General features: G+C 34.3%; 25 protein-coding genes and 1 tRNA gene. 8 read left to right on the top strand and 18 right to left on the bottom strand.

Features of this window, described 5'->3' with window-relative positions; all coding sequences use genetic code 11:
* The first annotated feature begins 893 nt into the window (after nt 1-893).
* Both CGC52_RS04395 and CGC52_RS04390 read left to right on the top strand, forming a co-directional pair.
* Nucleotides 894-1,577: a response regulator transcription factor gene (locus CGC52_RS04395; RefSeq protein WP_095893545.1), complete on the top strand. Its 684-nt coding sequence runs from the start codon at nt 894-896 to the stop codon at nt 1,575-1,577.
* Nucleotides 1,578-1,632: 55 nt separating this feature from the next.
* Nucleotides 1,633-2,649 carry a cell wall metabolism sensor histidine kinase WalK gene (locus CGC52_RS04390; protein ID WP_095893544.1) on the top strand — a complete coding sequence of 339 codons (1,017 nt, stop codon included), beginning with the start codon at nt 1,633-1,635 and terminating at the stop codon, nt 2,647-2,649.
* Nucleotides 2,650-2,702: 53 nt separating this feature from the next.
* Here CGC52_RS04390 and mdh read toward each other — a convergent pair whose 3' ends face one another.
* Together mdh and thiL are read right to left on the bottom strand one after the other, a co-directional pair.
* Nucleotides 2,703-3,635, bottom strand: a complete 933-nt coding sequence (mdh, locus tag CGC52_RS04385; protein WP_042005382.1) for a malate dehydrogenase — start codon at nt 3,633-3,635, stop codon at nt 2,703-2,705.
* Nucleotides 3,636-3,728: 93 nt separating this feature from the next.
* Entirely contained in the window at nt 3,729-4,772 is a 1,044-nt protein-coding gene (gene thiL, locus CGC52_RS04380) for a thiamine-phosphate kinase (protein WP_095893543.1), read from the bottom strand.
* Between the two features lie 111 nt (nt 4,773-4,883).
* Here thiL and CGC52_RS04375 point away from each other — a divergent pair, with 111 nt between their 5' ends.
* Together CGC52_RS04375 and CGC52_RS04370 are read left to right on the top strand one after the other, a co-directional pair.
* Nucleotides 4,884-5,378, top strand: coding sequence for a DUF4920 domain-containing protein (locus CGC52_RS04375; protein ID WP_095894448.1), 495 nt, complete (start codon nt 4,884-4,886; stop codon nt 5,376-5,378).
* Between the two features lie 111 nt (nt 5,379-5,489).
* Nucleotides 5,490-6,068: an HlyD family secretion protein gene (locus tag CGC52_RS04370; RefSeq protein WP_232745200.1), complete on the top strand. Its 579-nt coding sequence runs from the start codon at nt 5,490-5,492 to the stop codon at nt 6,066-6,068.
* Here the strand turns inward: CGC52_RS04370 and CGC52_RS04365 are convergent.
* Both CGC52_RS04365 and CGC52_RS04360 read right to left on the bottom strand, forming a co-directional pair.
* A complete protein-coding gene (locus CGC52_RS04365) occupies nt 6,051-6,749 on the bottom strand; it encodes a type II CAAX prenyl endopeptidase Rce1 family protein (protein WP_095893542.1) in 699 nt (232 codons plus the stop codon). The two genes, CGC52_RS04370 and CGC52_RS04365, sit on opposite strands and share 18 nt — an antisense overlap.
* A gap of 203 nt (nt 6,750-6,952) precedes the next feature.
* Nucleotides 6,953-7,369, bottom strand: coding sequence for a hypothetical protein (locus CGC52_RS04360; RefSeq protein ID WP_042009113.1), 417 nt, complete (start codon nt 7,367-7,369; stop codon nt 6,953-6,955).
* A 157-nt stretch (nt 7,370-7,526) separates the two neighbouring features.
* Between CGC52_RS04360 and CGC52_RS04355 the strand changes: the two genes are divergently transcribed.
* Both CGC52_RS04355 and CGC52_RS04350 read left to right on the top strand, forming a co-directional pair.
* Nucleotides 7,527-8,120, top strand: a complete 594-nt coding sequence (locus tag CGC52_RS04355) for an SCO family protein (RefSeq protein WP_095893541.1) — start codon at nt 7,527-7,529, stop codon at nt 8,118-8,120.
* Between the two features lie 15 nt (nt 8,121-8,135).
* On the top strand, nt 8,136-10,604 hold the full coding sequence (locus CGC52_RS04350) for a DUF5686 and carboxypeptidase regulatory-like domain-containing protein (RefSeq protein WP_095893540.1): 2,469 nt from the start codon (nt 8,136-8,138) through the stop codon (nt 10,602-10,604).
* An 84-nt stretch (nt 10,605-10,688) separates the two neighbouring features.
* On the opposite strand, the gene CGC52_RS04345 is transcribed toward CGC52_RS04350, so the two are convergent.
* The 10 genes from CGC52_RS04345 to CGC52_RS04305 all read right to left on the bottom strand — a co-directional run bounded on the left by CGC52_RS04345 (nt 10,689) and on the right by CGC52_RS04305 (nt 16,727).
* Nucleotides 10,689-11,051 carry a hypothetical protein gene (locus tag CGC52_RS04345; RefSeq protein ID WP_042009106.1) on the bottom strand — a complete coding sequence of 121 codons (363 nt, stop codon included), beginning with the start codon at nt 11,049-11,051 and terminating at the stop codon, nt 10,689-10,691.
* Between the two features lie 75 nt (nt 11,052-11,126).
* Nucleotides 11,127-11,264 carry a class IIb bacteriocin, lactobin A/cerein 7B family gene (locus CGC52_RS04340; RefSeq protein WP_095893539.1) on the bottom strand — a complete coding sequence of 46 codons (138 nt, stop codon included), beginning with the start codon at nt 11,262-11,264 and terminating at the stop codon, nt 11,127-11,129.
* Nucleotides 11,265-11,599: 335 nt separating this feature from the next.
* Nucleotides 11,600-12,256, bottom strand: coding sequence for a hypothetical protein (locus CGC52_RS04330; RefSeq protein WP_095893537.1), 657 nt, complete (start codon nt 12,254-12,256; stop codon nt 11,600-11,602).
* Nucleotides 12,257-12,266: 10 nt separating this feature from the next.
* Entirely contained in the window at nt 12,267-12,494 is a 228-nt protein-coding gene (locus CGC52_RS04325; RefSeq protein ID WP_095893536.1) for a ComC/BlpC family leader-containing pheromone/bacteriocin, read from the bottom strand.
* Between the two features lie 107 nt (nt 12,495-12,601).
* Nucleotides 12,602-12,847 carry a hypothetical protein gene (locus CGC52_RS04320; RefSeq protein WP_157909105.1) on the bottom strand — a complete coding sequence of 82 codons (246 nt, stop codon included), beginning with the start codon at nt 12,845-12,847 and terminating at the stop codon, nt 12,602-12,604.
* Between the two features lie 196 nt (nt 12,848-13,043).
* Nucleotides 13,044-13,238, bottom strand: a complete 195-nt coding sequence (locus tag CGC52_RS04315; protein ID WP_095893534.1) for a hypothetical protein — start codon at nt 13,236-13,238, stop codon at nt 13,044-13,046.
* Nucleotide 13,239: 1 nt separating this feature from the next.
* On the bottom strand, nt 13,240-13,416 hold the full coding sequence (locus CGC52_RS11205) for a hypothetical protein (protein WP_157909104.1): 177 nt from the start codon (nt 13,414-13,416) through the stop codon (nt 13,240-13,242).
* Between the two features lie 2 nt (nt 13,417-13,418).
* The gene (locus CGC52_RS04310) at nt 13,419-13,664 is read right to left on the bottom strand and encodes a hypothetical protein (RefSeq protein ID WP_095893533.1); all 246 of its coding nucleotides are present in this window, start codon (nt 13,662-13,664) and stop codon (nt 13,419-13,421) included.
* A gap of 161 nt (nt 13,665-13,825) precedes the next feature.
* Nucleotides 13,826-13,984 carry a hypothetical protein gene (locus tag CGC52_RS11200; protein WP_157909103.1) on the bottom strand — a complete coding sequence of 53 codons (159 nt, stop codon included), beginning with the start codon at nt 13,982-13,984 and terminating at the stop codon, nt 13,826-13,828.
* Between the two features lie 121 nt (nt 13,985-14,105).
* Nucleotides 14,106-16,727, bottom strand: coding sequence for a glucosidase (locus tag CGC52_RS04305; RefSeq protein ID WP_095893532.1), 2,622 nt, complete (start codon nt 16,725-16,727; stop codon nt 14,106-14,108).
* 419 nt (nt 16,728-17,146) lie between these two features.
* Here CGC52_RS04305 and CGC52_RS11285 point away from each other — a divergent pair, with 419 nt between their 5' ends.
* On the top strand, nt 17,147-17,443 hold the full coding sequence (locus CGC52_RS11285; RefSeq protein ID WP_172914657.1) for a type II toxin-antitoxin system HigB family toxin: 297 nt from the start codon (nt 17,147-17,149) through the stop codon (nt 17,441-17,443).
* Between the two features lie 3 nt (nt 17,444-17,446).
* A complete protein-coding gene (locus CGC52_RS11280; protein WP_172914656.1) occupies nt 17,447-17,806 on the top strand; it encodes a type II toxin-antitoxin system HigA family antitoxin in 360 nt (119 codons plus the stop codon).
* A gap of 256 nt (nt 17,807-18,062) precedes the next feature.
* Here the strand turns inward: CGC52_RS11280 and CGC52_RS04295 are convergent, their stop codons facing one another.
* From CGC52_RS04295 to CGC52_RS04280, 4 genes are all read right to left on the bottom strand, one after another.
* Nucleotides 18,063-19,037, bottom strand: a complete 975-nt coding sequence (locus CGC52_RS04295) for a transposase (protein WP_095893531.1) — start codon at nt 19,035-19,037, stop codon at nt 18,063-18,065.
* A 299-nt stretch (nt 19,038-19,336) separates the two neighbouring features.
* Nucleotides 19,337-19,412: transfer RNA gene (locus tag CGC52_RS04290), tRNA-His, on the bottom strand.
* Nucleotides 19,413-19,670: 258 nt separating this feature from the next.
* Nucleotides 19,671-20,795 (bottom strand): DegT/DnrJ/EryC1/StrS aminotransferase family protein, encoded by a 1,125-nt coding sequence (locus tag CGC52_RS04285; protein WP_095893530.1) that lies wholly within the window; start codon nt 20,793-20,795, stop codon nt 19,671-19,673.
* 156 nt (nt 20,796-20,951) lie between these two features.
* Nucleotides 20,952-21,398, bottom strand: coding sequence for a hypothetical protein (locus CGC52_RS04280; protein WP_095893529.1), 447 nt, complete (start codon nt 21,396-21,398; stop codon nt 20,952-20,954).
* Nucleotides 21,399-21,430: the final 32 nt, after the last annotated feature.

Genomic DNA, 21,430 nt, shown 5'->3' with positions numbered 1-21,430 from the left:
TTTGATTGTCAAACAAAAATTAAACCTTTGAGTCCTTTGCAAGATCCTCTATTTCCTTTTCTTAACTGGTTTTAAATAATTTTTGAACCGATTTTTTAGAAAATCACATATTTAAAAACATAAAAATAGATGATTTTCATCATTTTTTGTCCCTTTTTTGGGACTATTTTAAGCAAAATCTCTCATTTTTGAGCTTTTTTTCATTAAAAGGCAGGAAGTATCTCCATCTTCGGACTTCGCTTCAGATTGTAGGCAATAGCTTCCAAAATATGTTGTGTGTGTACTTTTGCTAAGCCTTTGAGCCGTATGCCACCCACGCCAAACCATTACTGTCCACCGCAATTTGTTTTTTGTATCCGAAATAAGTCTTTGTGCCTTTTTTGAGCCATTTCGCTTCCTTATCTTCCCCATCTTCAGCTACTTCCTTGAAAAAATCGTCTTGTTTCTCAACTTCTTCCTCGGGAAATTCACCCGAGGCGGAAAGCCCTTTTTGATAATGTTCATCGATGATAGCGGAAATGGGTTTCCAATCGATGATGGTATCGACTTATGCGTAAAAAGAGCCTTTTCGGGTACGTCTTTCTACATCGTAGGCAGCAAAGGACAGCGGATAAGGTTTTGGTGCGTTTCATAAAGTAAATATACGAAATAACCATCTAATATTCAAATGATTAACAATTTATTTTAGGGAAATTTGCCTTGCAAAGGTCTCAAAATATACTGACATGTGCTTTTTGAGGAAGAAATAAAAGCTATAAATATGATATTTGTACGTAATTGCTATACTAAATCATTGAATATTTTTTTAAAAATAATAAGTTGTTTATCTTTGTCCTCTTTCATAGTTGTTTATCAATGAAGGAAGATATATTATGGCATATAAAAAGTAAATTATGAAAAACATGAAGATACTTTTAGTTGATGACGAACCCGATATTTTGGAAATTGTGGGCTACAATTTGGAGAAAGAAGGGTTTCAGTTGTTTTCAGCAAAAAATGGAATTGAAGCTATCAAAATTGCTGAAAGAGAGCAGCCTCATTTAATTCTGATGGATGTAATGATGCCCGACATGGATGGTATTGAGGCTTGTGAACGCATCCGTAGAAACACAAATTTGTCAAGAACGGTCATCGCGTTTTTAACAGCTCGAGGTGAAGATTATTCTCAATTAGCAGGTTTTGAAGCTGGAGCCGATGATTACATTACAAAACCCATCAAACCCAAAGTGCTGGTTAGTAAGGTGAAGGCTTTATTGCGTCGTTTTAGTGTGGAAGAGGAAAAAGTGACTTCACTTACTATTGATAACTTGGTTATTGACCGCGATGAATACAAAGTAATCCGTAATAATGAAGAGATTATTTTACCTCGTAAAGAGTTTGAATTATTGTGGTTATTAGCTTCACAACCCAATAAAGTTTTCAAACGCGATGACATTTTGGATAAAGTTTGGGGAAGTGAAGTGGTTGTTGGTGATCGTACGATTGATGTACACATACGTAAATTGCGTGAGAAAATCGGTGAGAATTATTTCAAAACGATCAAAGGTGTAGGGTACAAATTGGTAGTTAAGGAATAATATTAACGTGCGAAAACTAAAAAAATCATATCGTTTTGCTCTAAAATCATCCGTGATGATAACAACTCTTTCGAGTGTTTTGCTTGGAATTGTCATTTTCTTTTTTGATAATATTCCGTTCTTAGGGCTAATCCCATTTGCTACGCTACTCTTTGCAATATGTTTCTTCACCTTGCAATATCGCGTTGAGAAATTCATTTACAAGCGTATCAAAAAAATATACCAAGATGTCTCTCTTTTGGAAAGTACAAATTTTAAAGACCAAGTCATCACAACGGACATTACCACATTGAGTCAAGAAATCAACCGATTTGCACATACCAAAAAAATGGAAATCGAAGATTTAAAAGACCGCGAGAACTACCGAAAGGAATACATAGGCAATATTTCCCATGAATTGAACACCCCGCTTTTTACTGTTCAAAGTTATATTCTCACTCTCTTAGATGGAGCTTCTGAAAACAAAAACATTCGTGATAAATACCTCTCACGAGCCGCCACAGGGGTCGAACGACTAATTTATATAGTCAAAGACCTTGAGATGATTTCAAAATTAGAAACAGGAGAACTCAATCTTCACTATGAAAAAATTAATATCATTGAGTTGATACAAAATGTGTTCGATATGTTTGAAATGCAGGCCGCTGAGCGAGATATTTCCCTTATTTTTGATAAGAAGTACGAAACACCGCTCTATGTATATGCCGATAAAGAACGAATTCAGCAGGTGCTTACCAATCTGATTGTCAATTCAATAAAGTATGGAAAACACAATGGAACAACGGAAATCAGTATTGAAGACATTTCTAAGAAGAAAATAATTATTCGTGTAACAGACAATGGAGAAGGGGTAATTAAAGAAAATATTCCGCGTTTGTTTGAACGATTTTACAGAGTCAAGAAAAGTGGTAATCGTCAAGAAAGTGGCTCAGGATTAGGGCTTTCTATTGTAAAACATATTATTGAAGCACATAAACAAAAAATTTATGTGGATAGTGTGTTCGGTGTAGGTTCTGAATTTTCATTTACGTTAGATAAAGTGATCTTTCAATCTGCAGAGAAAGATACTTAAAAAGGTTGTCTAAAAATTCAGACAACCTTTTTACGAAAGATAAATACTAATAACTATAGAATGTTCTGCAAATCTTTATTCACTTCTTTAACCGCAGCAGCACTTTCATTGAATTTTGCTTTTTCAGCGTCGTTCAATTTTACTTCAACGATTTTTTCAACACCATCTTTACCGATGATTACAGGAACTCCCAAGCAAATATCTGACTGGCCATATTCTCCATTAAGCATTACCGAACAAGGGAACATTTTCTTTTGGTCACAAGCAATCGCTTGAACCAAAGCCGAAACTGCAGCACCTGGGGCATACCATGCGGACGTTCCTAACAATTTGGTTAAGGTAGCACCACCTACTTTAGTTTCTTGAGCTACACTTTCTAATTGATTTTCAGTTAAAAATTCAGAAACAGGTACACCGTTGCGAGTTGCCAAGCGAGTAAGTGGAAGCATTCCTGTGTCGCTATGAGCTGCGATTACCATTCCGTCTACGTCCGAAAGTGGACATTCCAAAGCTTCTGCCAAGCGATATTTGAAACGAGCACTGTCCAAAGCTCCTCCCATTCCGATAATTCGGTTTTTAGGTAAGTTAGTAGCTTTATGAACTAAATAAGTCATGGTGTCCATAGGATTGCTCACCACAATCACAATCACGTTTGGAGAGTGTTTTACCAATTGTTCTACTACTGATTTTACGATGTTTGCGTTGGTTCCGATAAGCTCCTCACGAGTCATTCCTGGTTTGCGAGGAATTCCCGAGGTGATCACGGCTACGTCACTTCCTGCTGTTTTTGAATAATCATTGGTAGCTCCTACAATGCGTGTGTCAAATCCGTTTAGAGGAGCGGTTTGCATCAAATCCATAGCCTTACCTTCAGCAAAACCTTCTTTGATGTCTACTAAAACTACTTCTGAAGCAAAGTTTTTAATTGCAATGTACTCAGCACAGCTTGCTCCAACAGCTCCTGCACCTACAACTGTTACTTTCATATTGTGTATATTTTTTTAAATTGTTACGTTACTAACTTCAACAGAGACCAAAGATACGAAAAAAAATTACAGCAAACAATTTTTAAAGCAGTTTTATCTAAGGGCATTCCATCCTTTTGCTATAATTTCTATCGGTTCGCCCATTCGGGTAATTAGATTCTTTCCTGTATCTTTATGAGTGATATATCCAATTACGCTCAAATTTGGATTTCCTTTGATTTTGTCGTAATCCTTTTGTGAAATAGTGAATAGTAATTCATAGTCTTCACCTCCGCTCAAAGCAATGGTCGTACTATCCAAATTGAACTCCTCGCACGTACTGATAACTTGCGGGTCTAACGGAATTTTATCCTCGTACAAGCGACAACCAACATTTGATTGTTTACAAATGTGTAATATTTCGGAGGATAATCCATCACTAATGTCCATCATGGCAGTAGGTCTTACGCCCAACTCTTTCAGCAACAGGGGGATATCTTTCCTTGCTTCAGGTTTCAACTGACGTTCAATGATGTAGGAATACATATCTAAATCAGGTTGTGAATTTGGGTTTACCTGAAAAACAGCCTTTTCTCTTTCCAGCACTTGTAGTCCGAGGTAAGCACCGCCTAAATCTCCTGTAACCACTATTAAATCATTTTCCTTAGCACCATTTCGATAAACAATATCACCTTCATCAGCCTCGCCTATGGCTGTTATCGAGATGATTAACCCTCGGGTGGAAGAAGTTGTATCGCCTCCAATCAAATCCACATCGTAAAGTTTACATGCCAATCGGACACCCTCGTACAATTCTTCCAGTGCTTCCAACGGAAATCGATTGGATACTGCAATAGATACAGTGATTTGCGTGGCACGGGCGTTCATTGCGTAAATATCCGACAAATTGACCATGACCGATTTGTATCCCAAATGTTTCAGCGGGACGTAACTTAGGTCAAAATGCACTCCTTCAATAAGTAAATCGGTGGAAATAACAGCTTTTTTTTGCTTAAAATCAATAACAGCTGCATCATCGCCAATTCCTTTTAGGGTCGAAGGCTGTTTCAGTTCAAAATTCTTTGTCAAGTGAGAAATTAATCCAAATTCTCCCAAGTCAGACAAAGTGGTGCGTTGCGGAGTTTTATCTTCAATCATATGGCAAAGATACTAACTTTTGAAATAAATATGAAAGAAAACAGCAGTGAATTAAAAATTTTCATACCTTTGCAAAGAAATTTATTAAAAATAATTCTAAATAAAAACAAAATGAAAAAAATATTGTTATCACTTACTTTTGTAGTAAGTTCTTTCGTAGTTTTGGCTCAAGAAACGCCTATTAAAGAAGCCTCAGTGGGGGTGGAATATGGAGCGGGAGTTGTTGATGAAAACTCAGTAGAGCGAGTGTATGACGCTGAGATGTTGGCAAGTCAGTTGAATGAATCTAATCGAGAGATGAATGACTTGATAATCAGAGCTAAAGTGACGAAAGTGTGCCCTAAGAGAGGTTGTTGGGTTACGCTGGAAAACGATGCTAATATGCTTATGTTTGTAAAGATGAAAGACTACGCATTCTTTTTGCCGAATTCAATCGTAGGAAAAACGATTTTGTTGGATGCAAAAGCGACCTACAAAACAACTTCTGTAGAAAAATTGAAAGCCAATGCTAAAAAAGCAAAAAAATCGCGTAAAGAGATACGAGCCATCACTGAACCTCGTAAAGAGATTCATTTGTTGGCAACAGGCATCCGCGTTGTAGAATGAGGTAACCTTTCCTAAAAAATATCGGATACTCCCGAAGAATTTGAAAATGAACGATTAAATTTTTTACAAGCTCAACAAAATTTAGAAAATATTAGACTTTCTATTTCTAAATTGGAAGATGAAGCTATGATTCTTAATAAGAATAAAAAAAATATTGATCTAAATTTTATAAAAGATAAAGTAAATTACTCCTCTCAAACTTTACTTTCATTTGAACAATTGCGGAAATCCGTTATTCAATGGGAACAAAATTATTTAATAACTTCATCTATAGATGGAACTGTCAGTTTTCAAAACTTCATAGAAACTAATCAATATATTGCCTCAGGTGATGTTGTTTTATCCATCATCCCTAATGAAAAGAAAGGACTTGTCGGAATAATGAATATCCCCTCTGCCAATTCAGGAAAAATACAAAAAAATAGTAAAGTTCTGATAAAACTTGATAACTATCGCTACCAAGAATTTGGAATTATAGAAGGAAAAGTTGAATATATTTCTCTTACTCCAAGTAAAGAAGGAAATTATTACGTGTATATTACTCTTCCAAAAGGACTAAAAACATCTTATGGTAAAGATATAATATTCAATAAGGAAATGACAGGTAGAGCAGACATCATAACAGAAGATATGAGGTTAATAGAACGGTTTTTCTATCAAATACGAAAACTATTAGGTTATCAGCTTTAAACTCAAAATCAGCGCTATTGCATTATTGATACTATGAGTTAAAATGCTATATATAATTCCAAAATTCATCCGTATATATCCGAAAAAAAAACCTGATATCATTTGTGGTAAGGTAATTAAAGGAATGAAAAGTAAATCTTTTCCTTCCAATGAATAATTTTGAAAGTGTAAAAGTCCAAAGCTAAATGCACTCAAATAGAAGATATATTTAAAATTTTTTTCGTAAAAATTCAGTATATTTTTATAATATTTTTGAATTACCAAGATTGATACCAACCCTACCCCTACAGGAATCGTAATTCGGATGAATAACATATCATTAAAATTCATATTTCTTATCCCTAAAATTACATTCAAAATAAAAAAAGATAATACGATAATGGGAATAAATATCCAGCGATTAAAAATTAAAATTCCTCTGAAAGCAATTTCTTCAAGTATAGGACCCAAAAAAGCTCCTATAAGAAGTATGTACAAAAAAGAATGGTTTTCAAAAAATGAGTGAGCAGCTCCATTTTTGGGTAAGTAACCGAAAATTCTTACTCCTAAATTCAAAACTACCGTCATTGCTATAAAAAATAATAACAGCCCTATACAATAGCTTATATTTTTAATAATACCCCAATTTTTTTTCTCTCCGTAATAAACAGGATTAGAAATATATCTGAAAAACTCAATCATTATATAAATTTTTTATACACAAAAATATAGTAAAAAAGGAAGCAAAATTTTAATTTTGCTTCTTTTTTATTTATCATTTAATCTATAGCAGATAGCTTTTATATGAAGCATCAAATCTTTGTTTTTTAGCCTCTTGTTCCCAATATGTATTAAGTTCTATTTTCTTTCGTAAGGGTGGTAAATACACCGACTCTCTTTTTAAGTTATTTTTCATTATTGGTCATAGGCAAAAGCCAAACTCCCTTATATTGGTTGTGTACATTTCTCCAGCTGCTTTGATAAGGTTTAGGCCCATGTAAAAATCCAGTCTGGGTATTTAGGAAAAAATCACCTTTATATCCAAGACTTTCGGCGGGAAACCCTTCACCAATATGAAAGCGACTGCGTTCGGATTTATTTAGCTCATGCGCATCTCCCCAACCTGTTGAGGTTTTAACTTGGTACGACATGGCATTGGTGTTGATGTACACATCACCAACACTTCCCAACTCGTTGGCAGGTAGTTCCACTCCGAAATGAAAAGCTCCTGCTTGTGTGAGAACGGTTTGGTGTAGTTCTAATTCTTCTTTGCTACAACCAAGCACAGCTATTATGAGGAGTATGTTTAAAATTCTTTTCATAAAAGCAATATTGTTTAAGTTCCTCCTTAGACCAACAAAATTAAAAAATAATTACATAACACACAAAATTTTAACACTGGATTTTTTTTGGAATCCTAAGTAGTTTGATTTGAGTTTTGTTGTATATTTGTCCTTTTATTTACAAAAAATTGAATTTATGAAAAAGAATCTTTTATTTTTACTTTTTATTGTTGTTTTTGGATGTACTTCACACGATTCTAAATTAGTAATCATCGGAAAAGCTCCTAAGTTCTCACTTACAAATCAACATAATCAAACAATCACAAATGATACTTACAAAGGAAAGGTCTACGTGGCAGAATTTTTCTTCACTTCGTGTCCCTCCATTTGTCCGATAATGACCAAAAACACGGTGAAGATTCAAAATACGTTTCCTAATGAAGATAGGCTTGGTTTCGTCTCCTTCTCAATAAATCCAGATTTCGATACTCCCGAAATATTAAAATCATACGCTGACGTACAAGGAATTAAGAGTCCCAATTGGCATTTACTTACCGGGGAAGAGGATACTATTTACGATTTAGCCAACGAAGGGTTTAACTTACATGCCAAAGTTGACGACGCTGCTGAGGGTGGTTTTGAACATTCTGGATTGTTTGCCCTCATTGATACTAATGGAAACATCGTATCTCGTAAAGATACCAACGGAAATCCTATTATATACTACAATGGATTGGATCAAGAACACATCAAAATGCTTATAGAAGACATCCAATTTCTGTTACAATAAAATGATAGTAGTAATATGAGACAATTATTGACATCTATCCTTTTAGGAATTTTTGCTTACTCCTTCGGACAAATTCAAGGAACAGTAACCGATCAAAATCAACAACCTATACCATTTGTAAGCGTTTACATCGAAAACGGAACGAAAGGAACCACTTCTAACGAAAAAGGAATGTATCTTTTGAATACAACCGATAAAAATCCGACTGTGGTTTTTCAATCTTTGGGGTATAAAACCGAGAGACGTACCATACAAATTGATAAAACGCCCTATATTTTAAACATCTCGTTATCAGAGGAAAGCTACTTGCTCAGTGAGGTTACCGTTAGTAGTAAAGAAAATCCTGCTAACGGAATCATTCGCAATGCTATCAAACACAAAACGAGAAACAGTGAAAAAACAGACCGATTTGAAGCCGATTTCTATTCCAAAGGTTTTCTGAAACTGATGAATGTCCCGAAAAAAATTTTAGGGCAGGAGGTAGGAGACATGGGCGGTAACATCGATACAATTACCCGATCAGGCATTGTTTATCAGTCTGAAACAATCTCTAAAATAAAATTCGAAAAACCTCGTCAAATAAAAGAACATATCATCGCATCCAAGGTAGCGGGTAACAGTAATGGATTCAGTTTCAACACTGCAGCTTCGGCAAATTTCGATTTCTATGATAACTATATGAACTTCGATGCTAAAATGATTTCACCCATTGCCGATAACGCTTTTTCTTATTACCGATATCAATTAGAAAGTACGTTTTACGATGATCAGAAACGATTGGTAAACAAAATAAAATTGATTCCACGACGCGACAAAGAGCCTGTTTTTGAGGGATATATTTACATACTTGAGGATTCGTGGGCAATTTACGCTGTGGAAGTCACAGCTAAAGGCTATCGGATGAATAATCCTGCTATTTCGGAATTGCATATCGTCCAAAATTTCGGTTTTAATGAAACTTATGGGCTTTGGACAAAGAATTTACAACGTTTCGACCTTAAGGCTAAGATATTTATGGTTTCGTTGGAAGGTACGTTTTCCTACGTATATAACAACTACCAATTCAAGGATTCTTTCTCAAAAAACGAGTTTAAGGGCGAAGTTCGACGTTTTGAACAAAATTCAAATAAAAAAGACAGTATTTTTTGGCAAAAAAACAGACAAATTCCACTTACGGAGGCTGAAATAGTCAATTATCGGAAGAAAGATAGTGTTGAAACTGTCAGAACTTCCGATAAGTATATCGATTCAGTTGAAACGAAGAATAACAAATTCGGTTTTTTCGATATTTTCACAGGATATTCATACCGAAAGACTTCCAAAAGATACAGATTTGGCTATGATGGTTTTATCGATCCAGGCAGTATGGGATTCAACACCGTACAAGGATACTTCCTCGGAACAGGATTCTATTTCAGCCGATGGAATAAAGAAAAAACTAATAGTACTAATATAGGAGTTGATTTTCAGTATAGTTTTTCCGAAAAAAGATTGCGAACAGCAGGATATTTTACGCATTTGTTCAATCGGATTAATTACCCTCGCTTATCCGTTAGAGGAGGTAGTGAGATTCATCAATTCAATCGTTCACAACCTATTTCAGGATTGGTTAATGAAGTAATGACCTTGTTTTTCCGTGATAATTATATGAAACTCTACCACGAAGAGTTTCTGTATTTGGGATACGGTCAAAACCTTACTCCAGAAACTTACATTGATGGCTCGTTACGATTTAGCAATCGTAGTCCGTTGAAAAACAATACTAATTATTCATTTTCGAAAAAGAATAAACCTTATCTATCTAACAATCCATTATTGCCGTTGAGCGATGAACCTTCTTTTGAGCCTCACTACACTCTGTCGGCTTCCATATATGCTCGATTTCGTTTTAATCGAACCTATACCTCTTTCCCTGACAGAAGGATATATAATGAAAATGATAGGTATCCGGAGATTGTACTTGGGATGAAGAATGTGTTGAGTGCTAGTAAGAAATCCTATCAATATCAGCAATTACATGCTCGTGTCGATTACGAACCTTCATTTGATAATAAAGGAGATATGTTTCTTTGTCTCAATGGAGGATTGTTTTTCAATGCTAAGCATATCAGCTTTGTTGATTACAAGCATTTTAACGGAAATTTGACCCATCTGCAAGTAGAGGAAGATCCCAATGCATCGTTCTATCTGTTGCCTTACTATTCGCATTCAACCAATGAGGCGTATGCCGAGTTTCACGCACGCCATCGTTTTAGAGGATACATTTCGAATAAATTGCCTCTATTCAATAAATTACAATGGCATTTTGTTACGGGTTTTCACCAACTGCACCGTGAGGGTAAACGTCCCTACACCGAATTTACGATAGGTTTGGAGAATGTTGGCTGGAGTAAAATACGCCCATTGCGAGTGGACTATGTCCGTTCATTTGATGGTAACAAAGCTGTTAATGGAGTGATGTTTGGAATCAAACTGTTTGATTAAATTTTTATGGCATTAGTAAAATTCACTTAAATGGAAAAAATATAGGCTGTATAGAAAGCACCATACAGCCTATTTATTTGTTTGTTAGGTTTTTATAACCAATATTTGCGTTAAAATTTCATTTCTCCTAAATGAATAATTTAGACTATTTTGATTTGTATAGTTTATTATTTTTTCTAATTTATCAACAATTTCAATAGACTCATCTTTCATTTGAAAAAGTAATTCTATGATAATATCCAATGTTTCTATATCCTTTCCATACGAGGCAGTTATCTCTTCAAATGATGATGTTATGAAGAAATCTATACCATGTTGTGTGTATTTTTCTGATAAATTTGATATTTCTTTAAATCTTGTTTCCTTTACAGTTTTCTTAGTTAGCACTGCAACTAACTCTTGAAAAAACAAATCTATCTGTTTTTTTAGATAATCCTTTTCTATCATAACACATACAAAATAATTTGAAATCCCGTTCTTTTTTAAGTTTAAAGTTATGGCATTCCGTTCAATCTTTTACCTTCAGAGAGCACAAACCGTACCTGCTAGATATAACACTGCCTTTCCTACAGCTATAGCTGGAAGAATTCCTCCTTCAATTTCTTGTAGCTCTCTTGCATCTAATGCTTGAACTCCTTTAATGTTGTCAAGTTTCTTCATACCTTGTACTTCTCTGATGTTTTACATAGTTGCTTTTCAGTATTATTACATTTCACTCAATAATGTTAAAATAAAGAAAATCATATTATATGCTGAATGGTACAAAATTATTTTTAAAAAATTAACTCTTTTTAATCGCAACCAAGTGAGTACGGCTCCCAAAAAAAATTTCGGAAATAACTTTTTAACTTACACAGATTATGGGATACTCCCTTTTTAACTGTGAAGTTTACTCAAGCAGAGAAGATACAGACTGTCCGAAAAGATTGATTTTCACAATTTTATGAAATTAACATATTGAAAATCAATCTTTTCGAACAATCTGTTTTTTTATACTAAAGCATTTCAATAGAAAAATCAAGTACATTTTTAGTTTTGCTATTGAATATTTTCCCTTGTACCTTGTACCAATGGAAATTATTATTTTCTTTTTTGTACAAGGTTTTTATTTGATATGGATTTTGGGTTTTATTTCCAGAGCTAAAAGATTCTATGTCAGTTATTTCTCCTGTATTGTTTAAAGTGACTAAAAAATAATATTCCATGTTTTCAGAATTACTCACTACTTTTTTTATTTCATTTTCTATTGCAGTGAACTTCCATTGATTTTCAGAAACTTTTTCACATTCAAAAATTTCTAAATGTTTCTTTATGAATTTTGTGTACGGAGTGAATGCTACAAAATTAATTCCCTTTATAATGGATAAAACTTTTTTCTCTAACTCTTGTGAAACTTCCTTCTCAGAAAATATATTAATCGCTGAAACGTTGATTGTTTCTCCACTTCCTGATGATTGGTATTCTCCTGCATAAACTTCTGGAGTATTCTCTTCTTTTTTTAGAACAAAAGTGTACAATACTTTTCTTTCGGAATACGTTACATCAATATATGATAGTTTACTTTTAAAATCCTCATTATCATATTTTTGACCAAAAACAGTATGTCCTATCAGTATAAAAAACAGGAAATATTTTAAAATCAAATGTCTCATAGTGCTAGTCTTAAATAGGGATGTTCAATCCAATGCCTCCCTCGTAGTATTGAAACTCTCCAGTAATTGGTTCTCTCTTCGCACGAAACCAAACACCTACATGTTTCCGAATCCACTTCCAAACACTGCCTCCTTCAATTTCTTGTAGCTCTCTTGCATCTAATGCTTGAACTCCTTTAATGCTGTCAAGTTTCTTCATACCTTGTACTTCTACTTGTTTTGTCAATTTGTTCGTCATTTTATAATGTTTTTAAATGTTTATAGGCACAAAGATAACACTGCTCCGTGCAATGACCTTGCACTGAGCGATTTTTTTACACTATATATCAAAATTCTTTTTTATATCTATTTAAATAGCTGATTTTCAACATTATTTTGATGTAAAATTTTCTTTAATAAAAATGAAAAATAATTTCCACCTTCAATAATTCGGGCTTCTCCATCACAAATTGCAGTTACCTTGTAATCAATACGTAATTCAAAATCTTGCTCGTAATAGTACGTTTGTCGTTTCCTACAATAAGAAATGGAAGCACCCATTTCGCGTAAACCATCAACCATATAAAAAAATGTACGCCTACTTACGCCCATTTCCATGTTTATTATGATTAAAACCACATAGGAACATAGAGTAACTCTCTACATCTCTATGTGGTTTAAAGTTAAATTCACAGAAACTTTATTTTTTATAAATTTCGGAGTTGAAAAACAGGTTAAATTAATAAATTAGAAGTGATAATTTTCATGCATTTAACCCAACACTTTACAACCTATTGTAAAACCTAATCTACTCGTTGTCTTTTTTACCAAAATCTCGGTATATTTTTTCGATAAAAAACAAGCAAATTCCTATGGTAACTCCAATAAAAATAGCAAATGGAGAAAGTATCGGATTGTCTTCAGGAATTTCTAATTTTTTATAAACAACCCCCCAAATTATAATACTTAAAGGTAAGTATATCCTTACATCTTTTTTTAACATTTCAATATCCTAAAAAATTGCCTGACCAATCCAAATTAGAGAGAAAGTAACTAACCTCTCCCATTTTTTCTCCTAACCAATTAGAAATATCTCTAACAGTATCTTTTATTTTTCCTCCACCTTCAATTTGTTTAAGTTCTTCCTTGCTTAAACAAACTATTTTTTTATTATCTTTCATAATTAAAACACATTTTTATACTTTTTTTCTGCGTTTTTCACACCTTTTGAGAAACCTTCTTCAAAAGCATCGAATCCTTCAAATATAATCCCTCCTACAATAGCACCGACAACGAACCATCCCAAAGGTCCGATTCCTCCCCCTTCAACTTCTTTAAGCTCTTTTGTGTCTAACGCTTGAACTCCTTTAACGCTGTCAAGTTTCTTCATACCTTGTACTTCTACTTGTTTTGTTAATTTGTTTGTCATTTTATAACGTTTTTAAATGTTTACAATGACAAAAGTAATATCGCTCCGTGCAATGACCTTGCACTAAATGATTTTTTTGTTTTACTTTTCAAAAAATATTTTGTATTTTGTGTAAAATGTTGATTTTCAAGCATGTTGTAGTGTGAAAAACTTTCAAAAAATTATGCATAATTTCCACCTTCAATAATTCGGGCTTCTCCATCACAAATTGCAGTTACCTTGTAATCAATGCGTAATTCAAAATCTTGCTCGTAATAGTACGTTTGCCGTTTCCTACAATAAGAAATAGTAGCCCCCATTTCGCGTAAATCATCAACCATATAAAAACGAGTTGTATTGTAAAAATTATGACACTATAAAAAGCTGAAAATCATCGAAATAGTAAAACACGTCCTCTTTTCTTCCTGTTTTATAAACTGGGATGCATACACCACTTAAAGGTTACCAATCTCCAACTTCATCAATCAGATTTGCCACTAATGATGTCCAACCAGTTTGGTGTGATGCTCCGATGCCCCGACCGTTATCGCCGTGAAAATATTCATAGAATAAGATTAAATCTTGGAAGTTTTCTTGGCGATATACATCTGAATGTAATCTATTCACAGGACGATTTTCTTGTGCATCTTTTTGGAAAATACGAATCAATCGCTTACTAATCTCATCTGCTATTTGATTGAAATTCAATGTGTTTTGTTCATTTCCTGTTGGGAATTGATAGGTTGTATCGTCAAAAAAGCGATATAATTCTCGCAGAGTGTCAATCAGAATATAGTTTATGGGAAACCAGATTGGACCACGCCAATTGCTATTCCCCCCGAACATATTGCTTGTTGATTCCGCAGGATCGTACGCAATTTCATACATTTTTCCTTCCAAAGGTACACGGAAAGGATGTGTATATATCTTTGATAATGAGCGTATTCCATAGTCGCTTAAGAATTCTTTTTCATCGACTAAGGCACGTACCATTTTATCCAATCGGTTCTTAGGAACTAATGAAAGTAGCATTCCTTTGTTGTTGTCCGAGGTTTGAATAATCGGATATTTAAGTTCGTTCATCAAGTGTTTTTGAAACCATGAAAAACTGTTTTTAAATCGAGGTAAGCGATCTAAGGTTTCTTGGTCAATATGCAACACAGCGATTAGAGAAAGCATTCCTGCTACTGAGCGTACTTTTACCAATTTGGAATTACCATCTTTGAATATAATCCTATCATAAAAAAATCCTTCTTTTTCGTCCCAAATGCCTTTATGTTCTTCGCTAATATGGTTCAATGCTTTGGCTATGTGGATAAAATGTGCAAAATATTTGGTTGCCATTTCCTCGAAAGACTCATCATGTTTGGATATTTCCAAACTGATTTTCAGCATACATAGGCTGTACAGAGCCATCCATGCCGTACCATCTACTTGTTCCAAAGTTTCCACTCCTTCAATACCTTGTGTGCGGTCAAAAACTCCAATGTTGTCCAGCCCTAAGAATCCTCCTTCAAAAATGTTGTTCTGACTGGAGTCCACTTGATTTATCCACCATGTGAAATTCAGGGACAATTTATTGAACATTCGTTTGAGAAAACTAATATCGGATGTATCATTTTGTTTCTGATCAATATTGTAAATCATCAACGTTGCCCATGGTTGTACTGGAGGATTTACATCACTGAAGTTCCATTCATAAGCTGGAATTTGTCCATTAGGTCTCATATACCATTCCTTGGTAAACAGTAGTAATTGCTCCTTAGCAAACTGAATATCAATCATTGCCATGCTCACACAATGAAAAGCGGAATCCCAAGCGGCATACCACGGATACTCCCATTTGTCGGGCATTAGCAATACATCTGAATTTCGCAAAGTTGTCCAATCGGAATTACGACCTTTCCAACGTTCTTTAGGAGGTGCAGGATGTTTACTATCGCCTTTGAGCCAACGTTCAATGTTGTAGTAATAATATTGCTTACTCCATAACATTCCCGAAAGAGCTTGTTTTTGAATTAGATAGAGTTCTTCGTTTTTCGTTTTTAACCTATTACGGTAAAAAGTATCACACTCTTGTTCACGCGATGCAAATAACTCATTTACACCGTTAAAAGGATTTTCTTTTTCCTCATTAGTAAGACGTAAATAGATAATTCGCTGTTCTTTAGTCTCAAGTTCAAAAAAGTACATCGGCGAGAATTTCGTTCCATGGTTTCGTTGCGTAGCAAGTTCGAAATCACCTGAAATCACAGCATCGTGAAACAAATCTTTTTTGTAAGGATGTTTGTTTGGATGTCCGTGTAATTTTTCGTTATTACTTTCATTTTCAGTAAATAAACATTGGTCAGCTTCTTGAAAGTAGAGGTAGTAATCTTCCTCCAAAGCGTTCGTAATTTTCACGCTATTTTCATTTCCCTTTCGGGAGATTTTCGGCAGAGGGTCTGTATCAAAAAAACTCCAATGGTTTCGAAGTAATAATGTAGGTAATACAAAAATCGGAGCTTTTTCTTTACCTTGGTTGGTGAGCGTAATTTTCATGAAAATATCCTTTTCATCAGCTTTGGCATATTCTACCAAGACATCAAAATAAGCGTTATTCTCGAAAATTCCTGTATCAATCAATTCAAATTCAAGGTCTTGCAGTCCTTTCTCGCGATTTACGTTTTCCAAAAGTTTGTACGGAAATTCCGTTTGTGGATACTTGTAAAGATATTTCATGTAGGAATGTGTTGGCGTGTTGTCTAAGTAATAATACAACTCTTTGACATCCTCGCCATGATTTCCTTGATTGTTACTCAATCCATAGAGACGCTCTTTGAGAAAAGGATCTTTACCATTCCACAGAGCTACCGACAGACATATTTTGCTATGATTGTCCGAGAACCCTGCTAGTCCGTCCTCTCCCCAACGATAGGCACGACTCCGAGCGTGTTCATGAGGGAAATAATTCCAAGCATCTCCGTTTGCACTGTAATCCTCACGAACCGTACCCCACTGACGCTCACTTAAATAAGGTCCCCAAAATGACCAATTTTTAATCTTCTTATCTTTCTCTTCTATACGTTTTTTCTCTGCGTTCATTACGCTATTATTTTTGTTTTATGCAGAGATACTGACCAATACCTCCACTGAATTTTCTTAATAAATCTCAATTAAAATCCTCAATACGTGATTTTTCTTAAAACTCCATTCCCTCATCTGACGATGGATTTTTATGAATATTTACAAATATACATGAAATATCATTATCGTTGGATTTTTAACCTAATCTTAACTTTTTATTTTTACCATAAATTTGGTTTCGGAGATTTTGAAATCATTTGTAATATATTGATTTTTAACGATAAATATTTTCAAAAGTAATGATAAAACTCCAAAAATGCTTGTTTCAGTGTTTGAAGATAACATATGAAAACAGAAGAAGAAAAATAATTTTATTTTTCGGTATTTTATTTTGTAATTCAAAATATTTTTTATATCTTTGTATGAAAGTTTGAGTAATGAGAATTATATCCAAAAAAGCAATCGTAGATTTTTACACAGATCACGCCGACAGCCAAACGGCTTTGAGCAGTTGGGCAAAAAAGGTAGAAGAGACAGATTGGTCGAGTTTTACGGATATAAAAAATGATTTCAATAGTGCTGATTATGTGGGCAACGACCGATTTGTATTCAACATCAAAGGCAATCATTATCGGTTAGTAGCATTGGTGCTATTCATTCCCAAAAGGGTTTATATTCGATTTATAGGCACTCACGCTGAATATGACAAAATTCAAGACATCGAAAATATTTAAGAAATGATACAAAACGAAATACAATACAAGGCAGTAATGCAACGGATTGACCAGCTTTTAGATTTGGTTGGAAATGAAACACCTCCTACCGACCCTAATTTTATAGAGTTGGATTTGCTCTCGGAGTGGGTGGAACATTACGAAAGTATTCATTATCCGATTGTTGAACCAAACTTGGCAGACACAATAAAACTCCGTATGTATGAGATGAACCTCACACAAGCCAAAGTTTCTGAATTGATTGGGGTTTCGCCGTCAAGAGTGAGTGAGTACCTAACAGGCAAAAGCGAACCGACTTTAAAAGTGGCACGGAACATTGCTAAAAAACTGAACATTAGTGCCAATATCATTTTAGGCGTTTAATATTTAAGAAGGGCAATGTGGTAAAAAATGGTGCTTTTTTAATTGATAAAAAATGCTTATATTTCGCACGTTGATTGGAAGAGGAAACAAGCTCTGCTGAGGAATAAGCGAGAAAAAGCGAATAGCTTTTACGAAGGTTACGAACATAGTTCATTGTCAGTAATACAATCAATGTTCAAAACGATAGTTTTAGGGTGAGTTTTTCTCACCCTTTTTTATTAAAACTATCGGATGAACCCTATGGCTAAAAAAAAACTTACACCCCTTGATTTTTAAAATATAAATACCATTTTATAAAGTTCTTTTTAGCCTCAAAACGAAGTCCTCTATGCAAGGTTAATTTCTCCTTCAAATGCGTAAAATAGGCTTCTAAACGATTGGTAGTATAAGGGATTTCACTATCTTTCAGATATGCAAACATATTGGGTAAGGCATTGATAATATGATAAGTAGCTAAGTGTAGATTTTTATGTTTAAACCACTGAAATCCAGATTCTTCATTCATTGATTTTTCTTCTATAAAATATTGATTTTCAACATACCACTGGTAAAATCTATTTCCCCAATCGTTAGCCTGTTCATTGGTTTTTAGATGCGTAATTTCTTTGGATAAACACAAAAGCTGTTGGCTAATAAAATGTTTTGGGCTACCACTTAAATAGTTCTTAATCTGTCGTTTAATATGCACTAAACATCTTTGGATAATCACCTCTGGAAACACCTTTTTTACCGCTCCTAAAATAGATTTATGCCCATCGCAGGTTACACTGTAAACTGCCACATTCAGCTTCTTTAAGTTTTCCAAATCTTGCTTTATATCACGAAGTTTTTCCTTGTTGGTTTGGCGGTAAAGTTGCACATATCGAATGTCATAATCGTAGTAGAGTATCAGGCATAATCCATTGGAAAAGTAGGTGCCATCAATCAAGAGATGAACCTTTGTCTTGCTTTTGATGCTGAGGGTAGGAACTTGTGAAAGGTAATGTTTAAAGAGGTTTTGAAGGGTAGATTGGCTCATTGTGCTATCCCTCGAAAGGATTTTATAGACTTGCCTTTCCATTATCCATTTTCTGAACCAAATGAATTGATTTTTTCTTTTTACACCAATGTTTTTAATGGTAAAATTTGCCTGACAATCTCCACATTGAAAGCGTTGTTTTCCATTTCTTTTTCCTTTTTTGATGATGTGATTAGAAGCACAAACTGGACATTTTTTATTCGTTTTGGACATAAAATAAGAGTTATAATGAAACCACTTTCATTATAACTCTTATAAGTCTATAAAAGACAATGCTTTACAAGGTTTTTAAGCACCATTTTTTGTTATATTGTCTTAAGAAATAACCTAATTAGAGAGGTTACAGGTCATTCACTTGGCTTGTAGCCTCTTTTTTATTTATGAAAACAATACAGACAACAGCAATATATTCAAGGGTCGAACCTCGCTTTCATACTCGGTGCGTATTAAATAGCTACTATTCAAAACAAAAAAATACGCCTAAAAGCGTATTTTTCATATAGTTATAATTTGGGTGGAATACCGGGCTCGAACCGGCGACCTTCGGAACCACAATCCGACGCTCTAACCAACTGAGCTAAAACCACCATTTTGCATTTGCGAGTGCAAAGATAAAAAATATTTTTTAATTACAAAAGTATAAATGCAAATATTTTTATTATTTTATTGAGTTCAGTGCTTAATTGCATATTTTTTTAATGCTTAAACACGTATTTTTCAGTATTTTGACCACTTTTCATCTAAGGAAAAGAACAGTGTATAAAATAAATAATGAGCTCGTTTATTTTATATCATGTTCCTTTGTTAAACATATAAATAACTGATTGATAGCCGATTGAACTCTGTTTAAACAACTTCATTGATGATACTTGTGATATATTCAATCTGTTCATCATCCAATTCAGTGTGCATCGGCAATGAAATGACTTCTTTCACAAGCTGATTGGTAGCTACAAAATCAGTTTCATTATATGAATCATTTGTATAAGCCTTTTGAGCGTGAAGTGGAATAGGGTAGTAGATACCGTAAGGCACACCTTTTTCTGTTAAGGCCTTTGCTAAAGCATCACGTTTTCCATTAGTGATTCGCAGTGTGTATTGATGATAAACATGATCATAACTCGTTTTAACAAAAGGGGTTACGATGTTTGGGTTTTCCATAAGTGCTTTTGTATATTTTTCAGCAGCAATTCGGCGTTTTTGGTTGTAAGTATCCAAATGTGGTAACTTGGCTCTTAAAACGGCAGCTTGTAAGGAATCCAATCGAGAATTTACCCCCACAACATCATGATGATAACGCACGTACATTCCATGGTTTACGATACCACGTAGGGTGTACGCCAAATCATCATCGTTCGTAAAAATAGCTCCTCCATCGCCGTAGCACCCCAAATTTTTCGAAGGGAAGAAAGAGGTTGCTCCTACATGTCCGATAGTTCCTACCTTTTGTTTACGCCCGTCCGACCACGTAAAATCCGCCCCAATAGCCTGTGCGTTATCCTCAATAACATACAAGTTATGTTCCTTAGCAGTTTTCATAATAGCCTCCATGTCAGCAGGTTGTCCAAAAAGATGTACAGGAACAATCGCTTTGGTTTTAGGGGTAATTGCCTTTTTGATGGCTTCGATATTGATGTTGAACGTGTCGTCATAAACATCTACCAACACAGGAGTAAGATTTAACAACGCAATCACCTCAACGGTAGCAGCGAAAGTAAAGTCCGCTGTAATGACCTCATCGCCAGGTTTCAATCCTAATCCCATCATCGCAATTTGCAAGGCGTCTGTCCCATTTGCACACGGAATCACGTGCTTCACACCTAAATAAGTTTCTAGATCCTTCTGAAAAGCACCTACCTGAGGGCCATTTATGAAAGCTGTGCTGTCTAAAATCTCATTAAAAGAAGATAAAACTTCATCTTTAATTTGTTGATATTGACCATTTAAGTCAACCATTTGTATTTTTTTCATAGAATATACTGTCTATATTTTGATACTCAAATAGATTCGTTTACAAACCACAAAGGTACATAATTGTTGCGAATAATCAATATTTCATTGTGTAGAAAAAAAAATGAAAAAAGCATATAACGGTTGGTGTTATATGCTTTTCTTTGGGTTATTTTGCTATTTATTTACAATTTTTTTGTACAAATCAAAGTAATAGCTACCATCAAATGTATCGCTGACTCCTGAAATGCTTTCAAATGAAAATACGCCTACTGCGATTAGAACCAGACCCGCTACAAAAAAAGCAACTTTTTTTGAAGGAGAGGTTACGTAATAATACAGTAAAACAGCTCCTAATATACTAAATATCAGATAAGGAATTACAACTCTAATACCATCTGTAAAAAAAGAGGTTATGAGCAGTAAACCCAAAATAGGTGCATTTATCCAAATTAAATTATGGCGAGCTTCTTTCTTTTCTTTGTTACGAACTACAAAATATGAAACAAAGATATTTAGTAGCAAAAAAGTGATAAACATATAGTGATGATAACCACTAAAAAGAATTCCCGCAAGTAGGTATAGTCCAATACCTATCAAACTGTTTTTGATGATTTGCTTCATAATGAGAGATATTAAATGATTATATGCCACCA

Source organism: Capnocytophaga sp. H2931 (assembly GCF_002302535.1).
Classification (GTDB): domain Bacteria; phylum Bacteroidota; class Bacteroidia; order Flavobacteriales; family Flavobacteriaceae; genus Capnocytophaga; species Capnocytophaga canis.
Note: the sequence above shows the minus strand (reverse complement) of the source record. Positions and strands in the feature narration are given on the sequence as shown.

What these genes read in the sequence shown, in the direction of transcription:
- CGC52_RS04395 (WP_095893545.1), top strand. Translation starts at nt 894, where the DNA reads ATGAAAAACATGAAGATACTTTTAGTTGATGACGAACCCGATATTTTG.
- CGC52_RS04390 (WP_095893544.1), top strand. Translation starts at nt 1,633, where the DNA reads ATGATAACAACTCTTTCGAGTGTTTTGCTTGGAATTGTCATTTTCTTT.
- mdh (WP_042005382.1), bottom strand. Translation starts at nt 3,635, where the DNA reads ATGAAAGTAACAGTTGTAGGTGCAGGAGCTGTTGGAGCAAGCTGTGCT.
- thiL (WP_095893543.1), bottom strand. Translation starts at nt 4,772, where the DNA reads ATGATTGAAGATAAAACTCCGCAACGCACCACTTTGTCTGACTTGGGA.
- CGC52_RS04375 (WP_095894448.1), top strand. Translation starts at nt 4,884, where the DNA reads ATGAAAAAAATATTGTTATCACTTACTTTTGTAGTAAGTTCTTTCGTA.
- CGC52_RS04365 (WP_095893542.1), bottom strand. Translation starts at nt 6,749, where the DNA reads ATGATTGAGTTTTTCAGATATATTTCTAATCCTGTTTATTACGGAGAG.
- CGC52_RS04360 (WP_042009113.1), bottom strand. Translation starts at nt 7,369, where the DNA reads ATGAAAAGAATTTTAAACATACTCCTCATAATAGCTGTGCTTGGTTGT.
- CGC52_RS04355 (WP_095893541.1), top strand. Translation starts at nt 7,527, where the DNA reads ATGAAAAAGAATCTTTTATTTTTACTTTTTATTGTTGTTTTTGGATGT.
- CGC52_RS04350 (WP_095893540.1), top strand. Translation starts at nt 8,136, where the DNA reads ATGAGACAATTATTGACATCTATCCTTTTAGGAATTTTTGCTTACTCC.
- CGC52_RS04345 (WP_042009106.1), bottom strand. Translation starts at nt 11,051, where the DNA reads ATGATAGAAAAGGATTATCTAAAAAAACAGATAGATTTGTTTTTTCAA.
- CGC52_RS04340 (WP_095893539.1), bottom strand. Translation starts at nt 11,264, where the DNA reads ATGAAGAAACTTGACAACATTAAAGGAGTTCAAGCATTAGATGCAAGA.
- CGC52_RS04330 (WP_095893537.1), bottom strand. Translation starts at nt 12,256, where the DNA reads ATGAGACATTTGATTTTAAAATATTTCCTGTTTTTTATACTGATAGGA.
- CGC52_RS04325 (WP_095893536.1), bottom strand. Translation starts at nt 12,494, where the DNA reads ATGACGAACAAATTGACAAAACAAGTAGAAGTACAAGGTATGAAGAAA.
- CGC52_RS04320 (WP_157909105.1), bottom strand. Translation starts at nt 12,847, where the DNA reads ATGGGCGTAAGTAGGCGTACATTTTTTTATATGGTTGATGGTTTACGC.
- CGC52_RS04315 (WP_095893534.1), bottom strand. Translation starts at nt 13,238, where the DNA reads ATGTTAAAAAAAGATGTAAGGATATACTTACCTTTAAGTATTATAATT.
- CGC52_RS11205 (WP_157909104.1), bottom strand. Translation starts at nt 13,416, where the DNA reads ATGAAAGATAATAAAAAAATAGTTTGTTTAAGCAAGGAAGAACTTAAA.
- CGC52_RS04310 (WP_095893533.1), bottom strand. Translation starts at nt 13,664, where the DNA reads ATGACAAACAAATTAACAAAACAAGTAGAAGTACAAGGTATGAAGAAA.
- CGC52_RS11200 (WP_157909103.1), bottom strand. Translation starts at nt 13,984, where the DNA reads ATGGTTGATGATTTACGCGAAATGGGGGCTACTATTTCTTATTGTAGG.
- CGC52_RS04305 (WP_095893532.1), bottom strand. Translation starts at nt 16,727, where the DNA reads ATGAACGCAGAGAAAAAACGTATAGAAGAGAAAGATAAGAAGATTAAA.
- CGC52_RS11285 (WP_172914657.1), top strand. Translation starts at nt 17,147, where the DNA reads ATGAGAATTATATCCAAAAAAGCAATCGTAGATTTTTACACAGATCAC.
- CGC52_RS11280 (WP_172914656.1), top strand. Translation starts at nt 17,447, where the DNA reads ATGATACAAAACGAAATACAATACAAGGCAGTAATGCAACGGATTGAC.
- CGC52_RS04295 (WP_095893531.1), bottom strand. Translation starts at nt 19,037, where the DNA reads ATGTCCAAAACGAATAAAAAATGTCCAGTTTGTGCTTCTAATCACATC.
- CGC52_RS04285 (WP_095893530.1), bottom strand. Translation starts at nt 20,795, where the DNA reads ATGAAAAAAATACAAATGGTTGACTTAAATGGTCAATATCAACAAATT.
- CGC52_RS04280 (WP_095893529.1), bottom strand. Translation starts at nt 21,398, where the DNA reads ATGAAGCAAATCATCAAAAACAGTTTGATAGGTATTGGACTATACCTA.